At 73.5% G+C, this 18,066-nt stretch carries 11 protein-coding genes and 19 pseudogenes; 23 read left to right on the top strand and 7 right to left on the bottom strand.

Features of this window, described 5'->3' with window-relative positions; all coding sequences use genetic code 11:
* From FF86_RS62910 to FF86_RS20675, 11 genes and pseudogenes are all read left to right on the top strand, one after another.
* A pseudogene (locus FF86_RS62910) lies at positions 1-108 on the top strand (KR domain-containing protein); the annotation flags it as partial.
* A gap of 178 nt (positions 109-286) precedes the next feature.
* Positions 287-929: pseudogene (locus tag FF86_RS53765) on the top strand (acyl carrier protein); the annotation flags it as partial.
* A gap of 14 nt (positions 930-943) precedes the next feature.
* The gene (locus FF86_RS67280) at positions 944-1,618 is read left to right on the top strand and encodes an alpha/beta fold hydrolase (RefSeq protein WP_396229969.1); all 675 of its coding nucleotides are present in this window, start codon (positions 944-946) and stop codon (positions 1,616-1,618) included.
* 319 nt (positions 1,619-1,937) lie between these two features.
* Positions 1,938-2,303 (top strand): annotated as a pseudogene (locus tag FF86_RS53760) (SDR family oxidoreductase); the annotation flags it as partial.
* A gap of 1 nt (position 2,304) precedes the next feature.
* Positions 2,305-2,456, top strand: a pseudogene (locus tag FF86_RS53755) (SDR family NAD(P)-dependent oxidoreductase); the annotation flags it as partial.
* A 35-nt stretch (positions 2,457-2,491) separates the two neighbouring features.
* Positions 2,492-2,714 (top strand): SDR family oxidoreductase (locus FF86_RS53745; RefSeq protein ID WP_242419179.1); only part of this gene is annotated, 223 nt, incomplete at its 5' end.
* Between the two features lie 61 nt (positions 2,715-2,775).
* A pseudogene (locus FF86_RS62905) lies at positions 2,776-2,836 on the top strand (ester cyclase); the annotation flags it as partial.
* A gap of 1 nt (position 2,837) precedes the next feature.
* Positions 2,838-3,066 (top strand): annotated as a pseudogene (locus FF86_RS53740) (ester cyclase); the annotation flags it as partial.
* Between the two features lies 1 nt (position 3,067).
* Positions 3,068-3,198 (top strand): annotated as a pseudogene (locus FF86_RS53735) (ester cyclase); the annotation flags it as partial.
* Between the two features lie 32 nt (positions 3,199-3,230).
* Positions 3,231-3,280: pseudogene (locus tag FF86_RS62900) on the top strand (nuclear transport factor 2 family protein); the annotation flags it as partial.
* Between the two features lies 1 nt (position 3,281).
* Positions 3,282-3,719: nuclear transport factor 2 family protein (locus FF86_RS20675; protein ID WP_242419178.1), on the top strand; the 438-nt coding region annotated here is incomplete at its 5' end.
* A gap of 87 nt (positions 3,720-3,806) precedes the next feature.
* Here the strand turns inward: FF86_RS20675 and FF86_RS53730 are convergent.
* From FF86_RS53730 to FF86_RS67275, 3 pseudogenes are all read right to left on the bottom strand, one after another.
* A pseudogene (locus FF86_RS53730) lies at positions 3,807-4,440 on the bottom strand (TetR-like C-terminal domain-containing protein); the annotation flags it as partial.
* A gap of 1 nt (position 4,441) precedes the next feature.
* Positions 4,442-4,503: pseudogene (locus tag FF86_RS62895) on the bottom strand (hypothetical protein); the annotation flags it as partial.
* Position 4,504: 1 nt separating this feature from the next.
* Positions 4,505-4,589: pseudogene (locus FF86_RS67275) on the bottom strand (TetR/AcrR family transcriptional regulator); the annotation flags it as partial.
* Positions 4,590-4,874: 285 nt separating this feature from the next.
* Between FF86_RS67275 and FF86_RS62890 the strand changes: the two are divergent.
* The 12 genes and pseudogenes from FF86_RS62890 to FF86_RS64265 all read left to right on the top strand — a co-directional run.
* Positions 4,875-5,029 (top strand): annotated as a pseudogene (locus FF86_RS62890) (MFS transporter); the annotation flags it as partial.
* Between the two features lies 1 nt (position 5,030).
* Positions 5,031-5,450 (top strand): annotated as a pseudogene (locus tag FF86_RS53715) (MFS transporter); the annotation flags it as partial.
* A gap of 60 nt (positions 5,451-5,510) precedes the next feature.
* Positions 5,511-6,359, top strand: a complete 849-nt coding sequence (locus tag FF86_RS53710; RefSeq protein ID WP_313954365.1) for an MFS transporter — start codon at positions 5,511-5,513, stop codon at positions 6,357-6,359.
* A 264-nt stretch (positions 6,360-6,623) separates the two neighbouring features.
* The gene (locus FF86_RS67270) at positions 6,624-6,842 is read left to right on the top strand and encodes a putative leader peptide (protein ID WP_370657190.1); all 219 of its coding nucleotides are present in this window, start codon (positions 6,624-6,626) and stop codon (positions 6,840-6,842) included.
* A 357-nt stretch (positions 6,843-7,199) separates the two neighbouring features.
* Positions 7,200-8,864 carry an ABC transporter substrate-binding protein gene (locus FF86_RS20660; protein WP_044888365.1) on the top strand — a complete coding sequence of 555 codons (1,665 nt, stop codon included), beginning with the start codon at positions 7,200-7,202 and terminating at the stop codon, positions 8,862-8,864.
* A 29-nt stretch (positions 8,865-8,893) separates the two neighbouring features.
* A partial coding sequence (locus tag FF86_RS20655; RefSeq protein ID WP_313954362.1) for an ABC transporter permease occupies positions 8,894-9,955 on the top strand: 1,062 nt, incomplete at its 5' end.
* Positions 9,952-10,649: pseudogene (locus tag FF86_RS20650) on the top strand (ABC transporter permease); the annotation flags it as partial. The gene FF86_RS20655 and the pseudogene FF86_RS20650, both read left to right, overlap by 4 nt.
* A gap of 1 nt (position 10,650) precedes the next feature.
* Positions 10,651-10,818, top strand: a pseudogene (locus FF86_RS53705) (ABC transporter permease); the annotation flags it as partial.
* Positions 10,815-11,190 (top strand): annotated as a pseudogene (locus FF86_RS53700) (hypothetical protein); the annotation flags it as partial. The pseudogenes FF86_RS53705 and FF86_RS53700, both read left to right, overlap by 4 nt.
* Position 11,191: 1 nt before the next feature.
* The coding region (locus FF86_RS20645) for an ABC transporter ATP-binding protein (protein WP_242419177.1) at positions 11,192-12,872 on the top strand (1,681 nt) is incomplete at its 5' end.
* A pseudogene (locus FF86_RS53695) lies at positions 12,869-14,680 on the top strand (AAA family ATPase); the annotation flags it as partial. The gene FF86_RS20645 and the pseudogene FF86_RS53695, both read left to right, overlap by 4 nt.
* 522 nt (positions 14,681-15,202) lie before the next feature.
* Positions 15,203-15,877 carry a LuxR C-terminal-related transcriptional regulator gene (locus FF86_RS64265; protein WP_313954364.1) on the top strand — a complete coding sequence of 225 codons (675 nt, stop codon included), beginning with the start codon at positions 15,203-15,205 and terminating at the stop codon, positions 15,875-15,877.
* Positions 15,878-15,908: 31 nt separating this feature from the next.
* Here the strand turns inward: FF86_RS64265 and FF86_RS20635 are convergent, their stop codons facing one another.
* The 4 genes and pseudogenes from FF86_RS20635 to FF86_RS53675 form a co-directional block, all read right to left on the bottom strand.
* On the bottom strand, positions 15,909-16,679 hold the full coding sequence (locus tag FF86_RS20635; RefSeq protein ID WP_044888370.1) for an AfsR/SARP family transcriptional regulator: 771 nt from the start codon (positions 16,677-16,679) through the stop codon (positions 15,909-15,911).
* Between the two features lie 316 nt (positions 16,680-16,995).
* Complete coding sequence (locus FF86_RS53685) at positions 16,996-17,265, bottom strand: flippase-like domain-containing protein (protein WP_242419176.1); 270 nt, start codon at positions 17,263-17,265, stop codon at positions 16,996-16,998.
* 1 nt (position 17,266) lies between these two features.
* A pseudogene (locus FF86_RS53680) lies at positions 17,267-17,715 on the bottom strand (TIGR00374 family protein); the annotation flags it as partial.
* A 1-nt stretch (position 17,716) separates the two neighbouring features.
* Positions 17,717-17,904, bottom strand: a pseudogene (locus tag FF86_RS53675) (TIGR00374 family protein); the annotation flags it as partial.
* Between the last annotated feature and the right edge of the window lie 162 nt (positions 17,905-18,066).

Genomic DNA, 18,066 nt, shown 5'->3' with positions numbered 1-18,066 from the left:
CAGCTACACCGCGGCGAACACCTTCCTCGACGCCCTCGCCCACCACCGCCACGCCCACGGACTCCCCGCCACCAGCCTCGCCTGGGGACTCTGGAACGACACCAGCACNNTCACCGAGAACCTCACCGCCGCCGACCGGGCCCGCATCACGCAGAGCGGTCTGCGGTCGTTGGCGCCCGCCGACGGTCTCGCCCTGTTCGACGCCGCCGGCACCCTCCACCAGCCGCTGCTCGTCCCCGCCGCCCTCGATGTCGCCACGATCAGCCGGCGGGCGGCCACCGACGGGGTGCCCCCGCTGCTGCGCGGCCTCGTGCGCCCGGGCCGCCGGGGTGCCGCACAGGGTGCCGCGGCGTCGCGTGCGGACGCCGCTGCGCTGCGCGGCCGGCTGGCGGCGGCCCCCGACGAGCAGCGGGAGTCGATCCTGCTCGAGCACGTCCGTCAGGAGGTCGCGGCGGTGCTGGGCCACCGCGACGTCGGCACCGTCGAGGCCGAGCGGGACTTCGGCGAGCTGGGCCTGGACTCACTGACCGCCGTCGAGCTGCGCAACCGGCTGAACACCGCCACCGGCCTGCGCCTGCCCGCCACCCTCACCTTCGACCACCCGAGCGCGGCCGCGCTCGCCGCGTACCTCGCCGAGCAGCTCGCGAAAATCCTGGCCGCCGCGCCCGCCGGGGGCGGCGCGAGCACGGCGGCCGGCGGGCCGGCGGCGGGCCGGCCGACCGCCATCGGCCCCCAGGAGGGACCGCTGTCCGAGCTGTACCAGGCGCTGTGCGCCCGGGACAACTTCGCGGCCGCGGCCCAGCTCCTGGTCGTCGCCTCGGCCCTACGACCCGTCTTCGGCGCGGCCGACAGCGCGCGGCACGCCGTGCCGACGCTCCAGCTCGCCGAGGGGCCGAAGCTCACCGAGGGGCCGGAGCTCACCGAGGGGCNGGCGCGCCATCGGCTGATCTGCTTCCCGGCGATGAGCGCGATCTCCGGGCCGCACGAGTACGCCCGGCTCGGCACCCTGCTGCGCGGCGAACGGGACGTGTTCGTGCTGCCCTCGCCGGGCTACGACGAGAGCGACCACGTCCCGATCGACGAGCCCACCTACATCGAGATGCACGTGCGGGAGGTGACCAGGCTGGTCGGGGACGAGCCGTTCGTCCTCGTCGGCCGCTCGATGGGCGGGGTCGTCGCGCACGCGGTGGCGGCGGAGCTGGAGAACGCCGGAATCACCCCGTCCGGGCTGGTGCTCGTCGACAGCTACCCGCCCGAGAGCGCCACCCGCGAGGGGATGGCGGACTGGTGGCTGACCGCGATGATCACCGGGATGCTCGACCGGGTCGATCGGTACCAGATGGTCTGGAGCGACGCGAGCCTGACCACCATGGGCGCCTACGTACGGGTCTTCAACGGCTGGCAGGCGAAGCCGGTCGCCGCCCCGACGCTGCTCATCCGGGCGGCGGACCCGCTACGACGGACGATCATCGATCCGGCGGACCCGGACGGCTGGCAGGCGTACTGGACCACGCCGCACACGACGGTGGACGTGCCCGGCGAGCACTTCTCGATCCTCGAGGAGCACTCGCCGACGACGGTGGCGGCGATCCGCCAGTTCATCGACTCCCTCGCCTGACGGCGGACGGCCGGCGCGGCTACGTACTTCTACCTAGCCGCGCCGGACCATTCCCGGTTGGCTGTCCGTCGCCGTCCGGGCCAACCGTCCGGACCACGCAGTTCTTTGTTGTGCGGGACCGGAGAACAAGCAACCAGAAAGCAGCCCACCGCGTTTCCAAGCCCGGTAGGGTTGGGAAACATCAGCGACACACCGGCCGGCGCGAGCGTCGGCGGGAATAACACAGCCGATCAATCCGGGCCGGATGCTGCCCGATTACTACACGCATGTTGCGGGGCCGTTCGACGAACGACCGCGGGTGCGGGAGAGAAGAGTCGACATGGCCAGGGGAGCAGTCGTCGTCACCGGCGCCGCGGCCGGGATCGGCGAGGCAACCGTCGAGCTGTTCGCCGAACGCGGGTTCGGTGTCGTCGCCGTCGACGTGTCCGAGGAGGGCCTGGCCAAGCTCGGCACCCGCGAGGACGTGGTGACCCTCGTCGGTGACGTGGCGGACCCGGCGACGAACGACGCCATGGTCGCCCTGGCGGTCGAGCGCTTCGGCCGGCTCGACGCGGCGGTGCTCAACGCCGGTCTCGGGGGCGCGCCGCCGATCGAGGCGGCGGGCGCGGCCGAGAGCCTCGACACGATCTACGCCGTGAACGTCCGCGGGCTGGTGCTGGGGATCCGCGCGGCCGCGCCGGCGCTGNGGGCCACCGGGGGAGGGTCGATCGTCGTGACGTCGTCCGGCGCCGGGCTGCGGGGAGACCCCTACACCTGGGCCTACAACACCACGAAGGCCGCAGCGAACAACCTGGTGCGCTCCGCCGCGCTGGACTACGCCTTCGAGGGCATCCGGATCNACGCCGTCGCCCCCGGCCTCACCGAGACCCCCCNCACGGCCGGTCAGCGCGCCAACCCGGCCTTCGCCGCGGCGGTGACCCGGCGCGTCCCGCTGGGACGCTGGGCGCAGCCGGCGGAGCAGGCCGAGGTCATCTATTTCCTCGCGTCCCCGGCGGCGTCCTACATCACCGGCGCCGTCATACCGGTCGACGGCGGCCTGTCCGCCTCCAACGGAATTCTGCTGCCACCCACCTACCAGGGCGAGCCGCCGCAGTAATCCGTCTACGGACGAACAGATTTCAGATCATCTTGAAAGTCGAACTTGGAAAGGGATCGGCATGAGCATCGAGGCCAACAAGGAGATCGCGCGGCGGCTTTACGAGGAGGTGGTGAACTACGNCAAGGCGGAGCTGCTGGAGACGTTCGTCGCCGACGACGGGGACGACGCCACCCGCCAGCACGCCGGCTGGTCCATCGGCCGCGCCGGTTTCCGGGAGCATCTCGAGTGGCTGCGGTCAGCGGTCCCGGACGTGCGCACCACGGTGACCGATCTCGTCGCGGAGGACGACCGGGTGGTCGTGTACTGGCGGATCGAGGGCACCCATCAGGGCGAACTGTTCGGCGCGCCCNCGACCGGCAAGCCCATCGACGCCACCAGCATCAGCCTCATCACCTTCCGGGACGGCCAGATCGTCAACTACACCGTGCTGCCGGACCGGCTCACCATCCTGCGTCAGGTCGGCGCCATCGCCGCCGCCTGAGCGCGCCGNCCGCGACGGAGGGGACAACCGCGATGAGCGCGAAGCTGTCGGCCGCCGATCTCGCCGAGATCGGACAGACCCTNGCCCTGTTCTCGCACGTGTTCGACAACCGGCAGGCCGACGACCTCGGGCTGGTGTTCGCCGCGGACGTCGCGGTCGAGTTCCAGCGCAGCGGCAGGTCCCTGCGCGGGCTCGCCGAGGTGGCGGAGTTCCAGCGCGGGCTGCCACCCGACGCCGCCGACCATCAGACCGTGAGCACCGTGGTCCTGGCCGACCCGGACGGCACGGTGCGGGCGGTGAGCCGCTACCTCGCCGTGCTCGCCGACGGTTCGGTGACCAACGGCGAGTACCGGGACGTCCTGGTGCGGACCGACGGCGGGTGGCGAATCGCTGCCCGGCAGATCGTGCCCCGCTACCCCCTGGCCGCCAGCTCGCCGGACGCCCCACGGCCGGTCGTCCAGCAGCCGCTTCCCGAGCAGTGGCGGGCATCGGCCGACCGGCTGCCGAACCTCACGCCTTGACCGGGCCCGGCCCGGCCGGCCACCGGCCGGGCCGTCGGGCCGGGCAGGCCGTCGGGCCGGGCAGGCCGGTCAGGCCGGTCAGGCCGGTCAGGCGGTCGGGGCGCCGCTCGGGGTGAGGTTGAGCAACTCGCACAGGTCGCGCAGCTCGTCACCGTACAGCCGGGCCGGGTCGTTCACCTGCGGCCGCAGGTGGCCGTACACCTCCAGCGCGACGAGGCCGTGCAGGCGGCCCCAGATCCGCAGGGACAGCGCGGCGGCGTCGGGCGGGAAGTCGGGGAACGAGGTGCGCGCCATCGCGGCGAAGTCGGGCCGAAAATCCGACCATGTGTACGAGCCGGCGGCGGCCGGGGCGGGCCGGGCCGGCCCGCCGGTGGTCACCTCGGCGGTGGCCTCGGCCGCGGCCCGGGTGGCCCCGATCCCGGGCCAGGCGGCGGCGACGATCCTGATCAGGACGCCGCAGGCCCGGTGCTCGGCCGCGAGTTCGGCGCCGTCGTCGCGCACCTTGTAGCCGGGGATCGGGTCGCCATAGACGAGCTGGAACTCCGGGGAGCGACCAATCGCCCACTCCCGGTAGGTCACCCCGACGGCCTCGAGCTGGCCGGCCGGGTCGTCGGGCCGGGAGCGGCGCGCGGCCTCCAGTGCCTGGGCGAGGGAGTCGTACACGTCGACGATCAGGGCGGTGATCAGATCGTCGCGGGTGTCGTAATAGCTGTACAGCGCGNCGGCGGTCATCCCCATCTCCCGCGCGATCGCCCGCAGCGACAGGCCCGCGGCGCCCTGCTCGNCCATGTGACGAAGCGCGATCTCCTTGATGTCCCGCACGGTCTCGACCCGCAGGCGCTCCCGCCGACTCAGTTTCACTCCGTCCACTCTTGACACCTTACAATGCCCAACTACTATACGGCGCTCAGAGATCGCGTCCCGTTCAGCAATCACTCGTGGAGCAGAAACAGAACGGTGTGTAGAATTTTTGACNCCCCGCCCCGATCGCGCCCACCGCCGAGGGCCGGGCGCGACCACCCCGGGGCCTGACCCGACACCCGGGGCCTGACCCGGCGCCCGGGGGCAGAACCCGACGCCCGGGGGCAGAACCCGACGCCCGGGGGCAGAACCCGACGTCCAGCGACAGAAAGAGCCACTCCAGTGGATGCATCCGTGCCCCGACCACGGCCAGGGCTCGGGCTGACGCTCGCACTCCTGGCGTTCGCCCAATTCATGATCGCTATTGACTACAACATCGTCTATGTCGCGCTGCCGGACATCGGCCGGGAGCTCGATTTCAGTTCCCAGTCCCTGCAGTGGGTCGTCAGNGCCTACGCGGTGACGTTCGGAGGGCTGCTGCTGCTGGGCGGCCGGGCGGCCGACCGGCTCGGGGCGCGGCGGGTGTTCCTCACCGCGGTGCTGCTCTACGGCCTGTCCTCGCTCGCCGGCGGCCTCGCGAGCGACCCGGGGCTGCTGATCGCCGCGCGGGCCGTGCAGGGGGTCGGCGGGGCGCTGCTGTTCCCGGCGATCCTCACGTTGATCAACACCACCTTCCAGCCGGGCGCCGAGCGCACCCGCGCGCTGGCCGCGTGGGGTGCCGCGGGTGGCGGTGGACTCGCCGCCGGCGCGCTGCTCGGCGGCGTCCTGACCAACTACCTCGGCTGGGAGTGGGTCTTCTTCGTCAACGTCCCGGTCGCGGCACTCATCGCCGCGGCGGCGCCGAGACTGCTGGCGGCGGACGGCACCCGGNCCGCGCGCACCGGGTTCGACCTTCCCGGTGGTCTGCTGGCCACCGCCGGGGTCGCCCTGGTGGTGTTCGGGTTGGTCAGCGGGCCGGACGCGGGCTGGTGGTCGGTGCGCGCGGCCGGCGCGATCGCGCTCGGCGTGGTGATCCTCGCCGGCTTCGCCGTCCTCGAGGGGCGGCTGCGCAACCCGCTGCTGCCGCCTCGGCTGCTGGGATACCGCAACCTGACCACGGCCGTGCTCGCCGTGTTCGTCTTCGCCGGCACGCTGGCCGGCGAGTACTTCCTGTTCACCACCTACCTGCAGAACGTCCTCGGCTACAGCCCGCTGAAGGCGGGGCTGGCCTTCCTCCCGCTGACGCTGATCTCCATGGCCGGCGCCGGCCCGCTGGCCACCACCAGCGTCGCCAAGCTGGGGTACGGCGCGACGATGGCCGTCGCGCTGCTGCTGTGCGGGATCGGCATCGGGCTGCTCGTCCCCGGCATGTCGGTGGGCGGCTCCTACCCGGCGCTGCTGCCCGGCATCGCGGTGTGGGGCATCGGTGGCGGCATCGCCTTCACGGTGTGCTTCTCCGCGGCCGGGCACGGGATCGCCGTCGAGGAGCAGGGCGTCGCCAACGCGGTGGCCTCCACCTCGCAACAGGTCGGCAGCGCGGTGGGGCTGGCGGCGATCGTGGCGGTGGCCAACTCCGGGCTCGACCTCGGCGCCGGCGGCGTCCCCACGCCGGACAGCGTGGTGGACGGGCTGCGGGTCGGCGGTCTGGTCTCCGCCGTCACCGCGGTAGTGATCAGCGTGGTCGTCGCCCTGCTCCTGCGCGACCGTCCGTCGGCGGCGGCCACCCAGGCGGCGCCGGAGGCATCCGGGGCGGGCGTGCCGGCGGTCGCCGGCGACGAGGACGTCCGGGCCTATTCCTGAACGGTTCGAGGACGGTTCGAGGAAGGCGGATTCGCCGGCACCGACCGGCGGTCGGGCTGGGCGGACAGTCATCCGTAACTATTCGGACCGGCGGCGGAACACCGACGGTCCTCGAACCCGGTCCTTGCGCCCGGGATCGAACCCACATAGCACGGACTGTGCGTCGGGTTGGACGTAACCACGACCGCAACCGAATCGCAGCCGATAACATCGGAAGTGGCATGAATCACAGTTTCCACCACAAAAGTGCCAGGTTTCTCTAAGATGAATTCCGTGGACGACCGGCAGCACCTTCCGACCTCGCGGACGCGCCGCCGGACATTGACTTCCATTCCGCGGGTGCCGTTCGGCCACACCTTCGTCCGACCGCCCCGTCAGATCGCCGGAACAGCAGCGCGCACCGTCCTCACCGCGCGCCGGCACATCGATCTGCTGCGGGTTTCGAGCGCTTCCTGTCCCGGCGGCGACCGGCATTCCCGCTAGGGCAGGACAGCCGAAAGACCACCATCGCCCGTCCTCACCTTGAGGTGTGATCGGCCGCCCGACCGGGCCCGGAGGATTCCGGGGCCAGTTCACGGGCCTGGCGATCCGCACGGCCCCGATGGCGGGACGCCGCAAGGGGAATCGACAATCTTGATCATGTACCGCCGCGCCCGGGCCCCCGGCGCGGCGGCTTGCCCTAACATTCTCCGATAACGCCGTCTCTGCTGCGCCGAGACGCCGTCGATCGGCCATTTCTGGTCTCTTCCCAGCCCTTTTCGTGCACACTTCGACTGCCGCCATCGGGCCAGGCCCGGAAATTCCGCACCACGCCATCCTCCATACTCCCGGAGCACACGCATGCGTCTCGCCAAACCCGTCCACCTTCTTTTCGCCGCAGCGACAGCGGCGACCCTGGTTCTCACCTCCTGCGGCTCGGACTCGGGTTCCGGCTCCGACGCGGGAGGGTCCGGGGCTGGATCGGGCAAGCCCAAGGCCGGCGGGTCGCTGACCTACGCCCTCGACGTCGAACCGACCTGCTTCGATCTCCAGGTCAATCAGCAGGGAATCACCGGTGACATCGAACGCGGGGTGGTCGACTCCCTGGTGACCGTCGACGCCAAGGGCGTATTCCATCCGTGGCTGGCGACGTCGTGGGAGGTCGCCTCGGACCTGAAGACCTACACTTTCAAGCTGCGTGAGGGGGTGACGTTCACCGACGGCACGCCGTTCGACGCGGCCGCGGTGAAGGCGAACTTCGACCGCATCGTCGACAAGAAGACGAAGTCGCAGTACGCGGCCACCCTGCTCGGCCCCTACACCGGCACCGACGTCGTCGACGCGCACACAGTGAAGGTCAACTTCTCCAAGCCCTTCGCCCCGTTCCTGCAGGGAGCGAGCACCCCCAACCTGGGCTTCTACTCCACCCGTTCGCTCAGCCGCGGCCCCGATGCGCTGTGCGCCGGCGGCAGCGCGATCGTCGGCACCGGACCGTTCGTCTTCAGTAGCTACACCAAGGGCCAGAGCGTCGTCCTGACGAAGAACCCGAAGTACAACTGGGCGCCGCAGCAGGCCGCGCACACCGGCGCGGCCTACCTGGACAAGGTGACCTTCCGCTTCCTGACCGAGGACACGGTCCGGGTCGGCGCCGTGACCAGCGGCCAGGTCGACGTGGCCACGAGCATTCCGCCGTCGGACACCAAGACGGTCGAGGCGGACAAGGGTCTGCAGATCCGCAAGGTGGAGGACGCCGGCGGCGCCTACAACGTGTACCTCAACACCGCGCACGGACCCCTGGACGACGTGCGGGTCCGCCGGGCGATCCAGCTCGGCGCCGACGTCGACCAGGCCGTGAAGACGGTGTACTTCGGCCAGTACGCCCGGGCGTGGAGCCCGCTGACCCCGGCCACCCCGTCCTACGACAAGACGCTGACCAACGCCATCGCGTTCGATCCGACGGCCGCCGGGAAGCTGCTCGACGAGGCCGGTTGGACGGGCCGCGACGGCCAGGGCTACCGGACGAAGGACGGCAAGCGGCTGACCGTGAACTGGCCGTGGAACCCGCCGCACACCCGCGAGCAGCGGGAGGTCGTCGCCCAGGCGATCCAGGCGGACCTGAAGAAGATCGGCGTGGAGGTCACCCGACCCGCCCTCGACATCGGCGCCTACGTCTCCCTGGCCCTGAACGGCAACTACGACCTGTACGACTTCTCGTGGACGCGGTTCGAGCCGGACATCCTGCGCGGGTTCTTCAACTCGGCCAGCCTGCCGGCCACCGGCGGTCAGAACGCGGCGAACCTGAAGGACCCGCAGGTGGACACCTGGACCGAGGCCGGCGCGGCCACCCTCGACCGGGCCAAGCGGGACGACCTGTACGGCAAGGTGCAGCACCGGGTGGTCGTCGACGATGCGGTCGTGCTGCCGATCTACATCCCGACGAAGCTCGTCGCCATTGCGACCGACGTGTCGGGGCTGACCGTCGACCCCAACGGCAAGCCGCTGCTCTTCGACACCTGGCGTAGCTGACAATGACGGCCACCCCGGTGAGCAGCACNCCCCGGCCGGACGGGTCCGCGGGGCCCGCCCGGGCCCGGGTCCTGCGGGGGGTGGCCGCCGCCGTCGGCCGCCGGGTGGCCGCCGCGGCGGCGGTCATGCTGGGCGCGGCGACTACGGCGTTCATCGCCCTGCACCTGCTGCCCGGCGATCCGGTGGCCATCATCCTCGGGCCGTCGACCATGGCCTCGCCCGAGGTGCGGGCCCAGATCCGGCTCGATCTGGGCCTCGACCAGCCGTTGATCATGCAGTACCTGCGTTACCTGGGCCGGCTCCTGCAAGGCGATCTCGGCGACTCCTACCAGCTCCAGCAGCCGGTGTCGGCGCTGATCGGGGACCAGTTGCGCCCGACGGTGGAGCTCGCCCTGGCCGCGATCGTCGTGGCGGTGGTCCTCGCGGTGGCCTCGGCGGTGGCCACGGCGGGCCGCCGCCCCGGCCTGCGCGCGCTGGCCAACCTCTGGGAGCTCGTCGCGGTGTCCACGCCGTCGTTCTGGCTGGGCATCCTGCTGCTCACCGCGTTCTCGTTCCGCGTCGAGCTGTTCCCGGTCGCCGGGGCCGACGGGTTCTCCGCGCTGGTTCTTCCCGCGCTGACCCTCGGCCTGCCGGTGGCCGGGATCCTCGGCCAGGTGCTGCGGGAGGGGTTGGAGACCGCGCTCGAACAGCCCTTCGCCACCACCGCGCGGGCCCGGGGCCTGAGCCAGACCGCGGTCCGGCTGCGGCACGCGCTGCGGCACGCGGCGGTGCCGCTGGTCACGCTCTCGGGCTGGCTGACCGGCACCCTGCTGGGCGGTGCGGTGCTCGTCGAGAAGGTCTTCGCCCGACCCGGCATCGGCGCGCTGACCCTGCAGGCCGTCAGCAGCCGGGACATGCCCGTCGTGATGGGCGTGGTGCTGCTGTCCGCGCTGGTGTTCGTCGTGATCTCCACCGCCGTCGACCTGCTCTACCTCGCCATCGACCCGCGGCTGCGAGCCGAGGGCGGGGGTCGGGGAGCACAACCCGACCAGAACCACGAGGAGCCGGCGCCGGAGATGAACAAGGCGGGCATGAAGGGCGCGCAGGCATGACGGCGATCGACGTCGCCGCCGGGCTCGGCCGGCGCGGCCTGACCCGCGGGCGCCGGCCACCCCGGGTCGGGCTGGTGCTCGCGGCCGGCATCCTGCTGCTGATCATCCTCATCGCGGTGGCACCGGGGCTGTTCACCGACAGGTCCCCGACGGACACCGCGTCGGTCGACGCGCTGCACGGCCCGAGCGGGGCGCACTGGTTCGGCACCGACCAGCTCGGCCGGGACGTGTTCACCCGGGTGGTCGACGGGGCCGGCCGGTCGCTGCGGCTCGGCGTGGGCGCGACCCTGCTCGGCGTGCTGGCCGGCGCGGTGCTGGGCCTGGCCGCCGCGCTCGGCGGCCGGGCCGCGGACACGGTGCTGATGCGGCTGGCCGACGTCCTGCTCGCGTTGCCGCCGCTGCTGCTGGCCCTGCTGGCGATGACGGTGCTGGGCAGCGGCGCGTGGAACCTGACCCTCGCGGTGGCGATCTCCACCGTGCCCGGCTACGCCCGGATGGTACGGGCGGAGGCGCTGGTGGTGCGCCGCTCCGGCTACGTCGAGGCGGCCGTCGGGCTGGGCCTGCGCCGCTGGCTGCTGGTCGCGCGGCACATCCTGCCGAACACCCTGGGCCCGCTGCTGGTGCTGGCGACCGTCGGCTTCGGCACCACGCTCATCGCCGCCTCCAGCCTGAGCTTCCTCGGGTTCGGCGTCGGNCCGCCGACCCCGGAGTGGGGGCTGATGCTCTCGGAGGGCCGCAACTACCTGTCCACCGCCTGGTGGATCGGGGTGTTCCCGGGCGCCGCGATCGCCGTCACGGTGATCGCCGTGAACGTCGTGGGACGCCACGCCCAGGCGCGCTACACGAGGAGGACAAGCCGATGAGCGACCCCTCCGGGGCGCCCGCTCCGGCGGCCCTCGCCCCGGTGCCGCCGGCGTCCGTCCCGCCGGTCCACTCGTCGCAGGCGCCTGGCGCGGTCATCGCGACGGACGTGCCAAGCGCGGCATCCCCGCCGACGGACGTGCCGGGGGCGGCGTCCCTGCCGACGGACGTGCCAAGCGCGGCGTCCCTGCCGACGGACGGACCGAGCACGGCGGCCCGGCCCGACGTGCCGACCGATGACCCCCTGCTGGTCGTAGAGGGGCTCAGCGTGACCTTCGACGCCCGGTCCGCGCGTCCCGTCCAGGCTGTGCGGGACGTGTCGTTCACCCTGCGCCGGGGCGAGTGCCTCGCCATCGTCGGGGAGTCCGGTTCCGNCAAGAGCGTCACCGCCCGGACGCTCGTCGGGCTGACGGGTGCCCGCGCGACGGTCAGCGCGCGGCGGCTGGGCTTCGCCGGCCGCGACCTCATCAGGTTGCGCGAGGCGTCGTGGCGGCGCGTCCGCGGCCGGCACATCGGCCTGGTGCTCCAGGACGCCCTGGTCTCCCTCGACCCGCTGCGCACCGCCGGCGCGGAGATCGCCGAGGCGCTGCGCACCCACCGGGTCGTCGACCGGGCCGGGGTCCACTCCCGCGTGCTGAGCCTGCTCACCGACGTGGGCGTGCCCGAACCGGCCCAGCGGGCGGCGCAGTACCCGCACCAGCTCTCCGGCGGCCTGCGCCAGCGCGCGCTGATCGCCTCGGCGCTCGCCGCCGGCCCGGAACTGCTGGTGGCCGACGAGCCCACCACGGCCCTCGACGTCACCGTGCAGGCGCAGGTGCTCGACCTGCTGCGCGGCCTGACCGCGGCGGGCAGGTCGGTCCTGCTGATCAGCCACGATCTCGCCGTCGTCGCCGGGCTCGCCGACCAGGTAGCGGTCATGTACGGCGGGCTGGTCGTCGAGCAGGGGCCGACCGCCGCGGTGCTGGCCGACCCGCGTCACCCGTACACGCAGGCGCTGCTCGCGGCCGTGCCCGCGATGCACGCCAAGGGCACCCGACTGTCGATCACGCCGGTCGACCGCCCGCCGGCCACCGCCGGCTGCCCGTACGCGGCCCGCTGCCCGCGCAGCGACGAGCGCTGCCGCGCCGAGCTGCCGCCGGCGGCGGGGGACGAGCCCGCCCACCGGACGCTGTGCTGGCATCCCGGTCCGCCCGCGGCCGTCACGGCCCCCGTCACGGCCCCCGTCGCCGCGGCGGTCGTACCGGTGGCCGGGACGGGGCGGCCGGGGCGGGGCGCCGACGCCGGTCCGCTCGTCGAGGTGACCGCGATCAACCAGCGGTTCCGCTCCCCCGACGGATCCTGGCGGCACGCCGTGCGGGACGTGTCGTTCGAGCTGTTCGCCGGCGAGACCCTCGGAGTGGTCGGCGAGTCCGGGTCCGGCAAGACGACCGTGGCCCGGATCGTGCTGGGGATGCAGGCCCCGGACTCCGGAACGGTGCGTTTCGCCGGCGCGCCCTGGAGCGGGCTGCGGGAACGCGAACGGCGCGCCCTGCGGCCGCGCATCCAGGCCGTCTACCAGGACCCGCTCGGATCGTTCGATCCGCGGTTCACCACCGAGAAGATCATCGGTGAGGCATTGGGCGCGGCCGGGGTACGGCGCGGGCAGCAACGCCGTGACCGGGTCGTCGACCTGCTCGAACGGGTGGGACTGGCACCCGGCCTGCGGCGGCGGCGGCCGCCGGAGCTCTCCGGTGGTCAGCGGCAGCGGGTGGCCATCGCGCGGGCCCTGGCCACGGAGCCCGAGCTGCTCGTCTGCGACGAGCCGGTCTCCGCGCTCGACGTCTCGGTCCAGGCCCAGATCCTCGACCTGCTCGCCGGGCTCCAGCACGATCTCGGAGTCGCCATGCTGTTCATCTCCCATGACCTCGGCGTCATCCACCACATCAGCGACCGACTGGTGGTGATGAAGGACGGCCTGGTCGTCGAGACCGGACCGGTCGGGCAGGTCTTCGCCCAGCCGGCGCAGGAGTACACCCGGACCCTGCTCGCCGCCGTGCCCCGGCCCGACCTCACTTGACCGGCTCACGTTCCGGCGCCGGCCGGCGGCCGCGCGCGGTCCGGCCCAAGGAACGTCGCCGCCTGCTGGCGGCACTCGAGGCGTTGGCAGCCGGTCAGGGGCGCATCGTCGAGATCCGCGGGGACCCCGGCATCGGCAAGACCCGGCTGCTCGGCGAGCTGACCCGGCAGGCGGCCCGGCGCGGCCTGCCGGTCGTCAGCGGCCGCTGCGCCGAGACCGACCAGGCGGTCCGCTTCGGGGTGTTCAGCCGGCTGCTGTCCATCCAACCGCCGCCCTCGGCGGAGGCCGACCGGTCCTCACCCGGACCGCTGCTGGCCGCCATGTTGTCGACGCCGGACGCCGAGCCGTCGACGCCGGGCACCGGGTCGTCCCGGCCGGACGCCGAGGGCGCGCTGTTCGACGCCGCCCGGCTGTTGCTGGGTCGGGCGGCCGGCGACGGGCTCGTCCTGATCGTCGACGACGTCCACTGGGCGGACGAGGCGTCCAACGCACTCATCGACCACCTCGTCCGTTGGCCGGTCGACGCCCACCTGCTGCTCGTCCTGGCCCACCGGCCGCGCCAGAGCCCGCCCCGGCTGCTCAGCTCCCTCGCCCAGGGCGAGGAACTCGGCACCGTCGACCGCATCGACATCCCACCGCTCACCCTGGACCAGGCGGCGCAGCTCACCGGCCTGGCCGCGGACGACGCCCGGCTGCGGGAGCTCCACCAGGCGAGCGAGGGCAATCCGCACTACCTGCTCGGTCTGACCGCCCTCGCTCACGGCCTCTCCCCCGGCTGGGCCGAGCTGACGTCCGACGCCGGCAGGGGGCACGACGTCAGCGATCTCGACCGGCCGCCGGGCGACCTGGTCAGCCCGGTGCTGGCCGAGCTCGCCGGACTCGACCCGGCGTGCCTGCATGTGGTCTGGGCGGCGGTGGTTCTCGACGAGGCGTTCGACGTCGACACCGCCGCCGCCGTCGCCGAGCTGGCGATCGACCCGGCCTGCACCGCCGTCGCCACGCTCGTCGCCCGGGACCTGCTGGTGGCGACCGGCGACGGGGAGGCCTACCGGCTGCGCCATCCGCTGCTGGCCCGCCTGCTCTATCCGACCGTCGACCCGGGCTGGCGGCGCGCGGCGCACCGCCGGGCGGCGCGGATCCTCGGCCTGTCCGGCGCGCCGCCGGCCGTCCTCGCGGCCCACCTCGAGCACTGTCCGCAGGACTCGGGTCTCGACGAGGTGGAGGTACTCGCCTGGGCGGCCGAGGAGAGGCTGGCCAGCGCGCCACCCGATGCCGTGCGCTGGCTGTGGCTGGCACTGCGCATCCTCGCGGGCGTCGACGGCGAGGATCCGGAGCGGGTCCAGGGCCTGCGCGGCGAGCTGTCCCTCGGCCTGGCCCGGGCGTTGGGCGCGGCCGGACAGCTCGCGGAGAGCCTGGCGCAGATCCGCCAGACCCTGCGGCTGGCCGCCACCCTCCCGGCGACGGCCCGCGCCGACCTCGCCTCCCTGTGCGCCATGCTGGCCTACTCCCTCGGGCAGCACGCGGACTCGCAGGCCATCCTCACCGACGAGATCGACGCGGCCATCGGCGAGCCGCCGGGGCAGCGCGCCCACCACCCGCCGACCGCCGCCGGCCGGCCGGTGCGCCCGCAGGCACGGCCGGCCGTCATCACCCTGCTGCTGACCCGGGGGGCGGTGGGGCTGCTCGACGGGACGCCGCCCAGCCCCGACGACCTGGGCCTGCTGCTGCGGCTCGCCCGCGAACAGCAGGATCACACCGCTGAGGTCGGCGCGCTGGCCCTACGCGGGGTCGTCGAGGCGTTCGGCGGGNACATCCCGGCGGCCGCGGCGACCGTGACCCGCTGCATCGCCATCGCCGACCGGTTGCCCGACGCCGATCTCGCCGACCATCCCGAACACCTGGCCCTGCTCGGTTGGGCGGACTCGGTGCTGGGCCGCCAGCTCGACGCCGAACGGCACTTCAGCCGCGGCGCCGCCCTCGCCCGCCGCACCGGCCGCGACGACACCCTGCCGCTGCTGCTCGGCGGGCTCGGCGCGGTCTACCACCGGGTCGGCCGGCTCGCCGACGCCCGCCAGACCGCTACCGAGGTGCAGCACCTCATCCGCAACACCCGGCGCGGCCACCACACGAACCTCGCCGACGCCATCGAGGCGCTGGCCGGGGTGTGGATCGACGGCCACGGCAGCCGGCGGGCGGCCACGCTCGCCGAGGAGGCCGCCATCGAGCGGTTCACCGCCCGGCCGACACCTCGGCGGTCCTGGTGGGGCGATGTGGCGGCCATCTGGACCGCGTACGCGGCCGAGACCGACAGCGGCGACCCGCACCGGACGATGGCGCTGATCCTCGACACCGGCGGCGGCGAGACGCTGGCGGAGCTGTCGCCCGTCCTGCGCCCGATGGCGTTCGAGGCGCTCACCGCCGCCTCCGAACGTCTCGGGGACGTCTCCGCCGCCCTGCGCTGGGCGGACGGCGCCGAACAGGCCGCCGAGGGCCTGAATCTGGGCTACCAGCGCGGGCATGCCCTCGCGGCCCGGGCGCACGCGGTGCGCCACGCCGAGCCGGCCGCGGCCGGCGCGCTCTACCAGCAGGCGGCGGACCTGTTCGCCGCTGCCGGCATGCTCTCGCTGCGCACCTACCTGCTGGTGCAGGGCGGGTTGTGCCTGGCGGCGGCGGGACGCACCAACCCGGCCGCCCGCCAGCTCGCCGTCGCCGTCGAGCTGGCCGGCCGGTGCGGGGCGCACCGGCTGGGCGCGCAGGCCCGCGCCGCCCTGCGCTCGCTGGACGAGCGGCGTTCGGCCGGCGTCGACGCGCTGGCCGACCTCACTCCCCGGGAACGCGAGATCGCCCTGGTCGCGGTCGGCGGCAAGACGAGCCGACAGATCGCCTACGACCTGCGGCTGAGCCCCCGGACGGTGGACGCGCACCTGACCCGCATCTACCGCAAGCTCGGCGTGTCCTCCCGGGTGACGCTGGTCCGCCTCGTCGACGGCAATGGCCCCCGCTGACCCGGCCCGCTGGTCCGGCCCGCTGGTCCGGTCAGCCCGTGGAGGGCAGCTCGAACCGGTCGTCGTCGCGCAGGATGGCACGCTGGATCTCCCGCAGGTGGCGGCCCGGCTCGACGCCGAGCTCCTCGGCGAGCAGCCCCCGTGCGCGCTGGTACACCCGTAGCGCGTCGGCCTGTCGCTCCGAGCGGTAGAGCGCGATCATGAGCTGGCGGTAGAAGGCCTCCCGCATCGGGTGTTCCAGGGTCAGCTCGAACAACTGGCCGACGAGTTCGCGGTGGCGACCGGCACTGAGCCCGGATTCCATCATCATCTCCAGGCACTCCAGCCGGGCCTCCTCCAGCCGGGTGGCGAAGGCGTCCACGATCGGCCCGTCGCGCAGATCGCTGAGTGCGGGACTGCGCCACAGCGCCAGCGCGGCCGTGAACTGCTCGACCGCCTGCGGGTGCCGGCCGGAGCGGGCATGGCGCCGGCCGGCCGCCACCCGCTGCTCGAACTGGTGCAGGTCGACCGCCTCCGGCTCGACGGCCAGCAGGTATCCCGGTGACCGGGTGATGATCGGGCACTGCGGGCGCCGCGGGCAGGTGAGCAGCTTACGTAGCTGGGAGACGTAGACGTGCAGCGCGGCGGTCGCCCGCCGCGGCGGATCCTCCGGCCAGATCTCGGCGACCAGCAGGTCGGCGGCGACCACCTGCCGGGCGCGGGCGAGCAGCACCGCCAGCAGCACCGTCAGTTTCGGGGCGCTCACGTGCACCTGCCGGTCGCCGTCGAGCACGCGCAGAGGTCCCAGAATCTCGTATCGCACGGCCTGCCCCACGGAAGAGTTGAGGTCGGTGACGCGCGCCGAACCCGACGGGCTGGGCGACCTGCGCTTCGGCCGCATCCGACGACCGAACGCCGCCGCGCCGCGCCCGGACTTCCAGGGCGGGCGGCGGGCACGTCACCCACCGTTTCACGCCTGCCGGGGCCTGCCTATTGGAGGAATCTCGTAGTACTCCGACTTCCTGCTCCCCCGAGACACACTCAGGTAACGGCAGCGGGAGCGGCACCGCGGCCACCGGTCACCAGCCCCGGCCACCAGCCAGCGGCCCACCGGCCACCAGCCCACCGGAAAGAGCGGGTCACCGGTACCGGACGCGGTAGGCGACCCAGGCAGGGGCGCCGGCGGCCAGCGGCAGCCAGAACGACACCAGCCGGTAGGCCAGCGTCGACACCGCGGCAGCCGCCGCCGGCACCCCGGCGAGCGCGAGGGTTCCGGTCAGGCCCGCCTCGACGAAGCCGAGACCACCGGGCGTGATGGGAATCATAGCGAGAACATTGGCGGCGACGTAAGCGAGTAGCACGAGGGAAACCCGCGGATGTTGGCCGGCCCCGGCCAGCGCCGCGAGCAGNGCGAGGTAGTCCAGCCCCCACTTACCGGCCGCGGTCAGCACGGCCCCGGGCCAGCGGCTCCCCAGCGAGCGGATCACGTCCGTGCGCCGGGCGACGAGCACGTCGGGAAGGTCCGCGGGCGCCGACCGCCGGGCCAGTCGGGCCAGCCGGGTGACCGCCCGAGCGAGCAGACGGACTGTCGCGTCCGACCGCGCGAGGATCACACCGACGATCACGAGCAGGGCGAACGCCAGCCCGCCGGTGGTGGCGATCGTGGTGAGCCCGGGCGGCGCCGGCTGGCCGAAGGCGATCACCGGCAGCACGACCAGGGGCAGCCCGAACACGATGCCCGTGGTCACCATGGAGGTCGCGGTCAGCGCGAATCCGGCGGCGGCGGGATCGCAGCCGCCCCGGTTCAGCATGCGGAACTGCACGGCGCCGCCGACCGCGATCCCGCCCGGCACGATCCGNCTGATGCTGTTCGAGACGAGCTGCGAGGTAACCGAGAGGAACCAGCTCAACCCGCTGATCGCGATCCGCTGGAGCTGCCAGACACAGGCGAAGCTGGCCGCCTCCAGCAGCACCATCGCCGGATACCACAGGGGCTGGAACGTCCGCAGCCGGGGAAACGCGGAGAACACCGCGAGGAGCTGCGGCATGAGCAGGTACAGCGCCGCGCCGGTCGCGGCGAGCGGGACGACCCTGCCGGCCACCCGGGCCCAGCCGAAGCCGCCCGGCACGACGTCGCCGGCGGAGAGCTCGGTCCCGGCCTCCGGCGGCTCCACCGGCGCGGTGGGACGTTCCGCCGAGGCATCGGGATG

It is taken from the genome of Frankia sp. CpI1-P, assembly GCF_001421075.1.
GTDB classification, from domain to species: domain Bacteria; phylum Actinomycetota; class Actinomycetes; order Frankiales; family Frankiaceae; genus Frankia; species Frankia torreyi.
The sequence above is the reverse complement of the archived record's forward strand: the minus strand, read 5'-3'. Positions and strand labels throughout refer to the sequence as shown.

Bases quoted from the DNA above. Each gene is read 5' to 3' on its own strand.
- FF86_RS64265 (WP_313954364.1), top strand. From the start codon at position 15,203: ATGGCGCTGATCCTCGACACCGGCGGCGGCGAGACGCTGGCGGAGCTG.
- FF86_RS67270 (WP_370657190.1), top strand. From the start codon at position 6,624: ATGAATTCCGTGGACGACCGGCAGCACCTTCCGACCTCGCGGACGCGC.
- FF86_RS20660 (WP_044888365.1), top strand. From the start codon at position 7,200: ATGCGTCTCGCCAAACCCGTCCACCTTCTTTTCGCCGCAGCGACAGCG.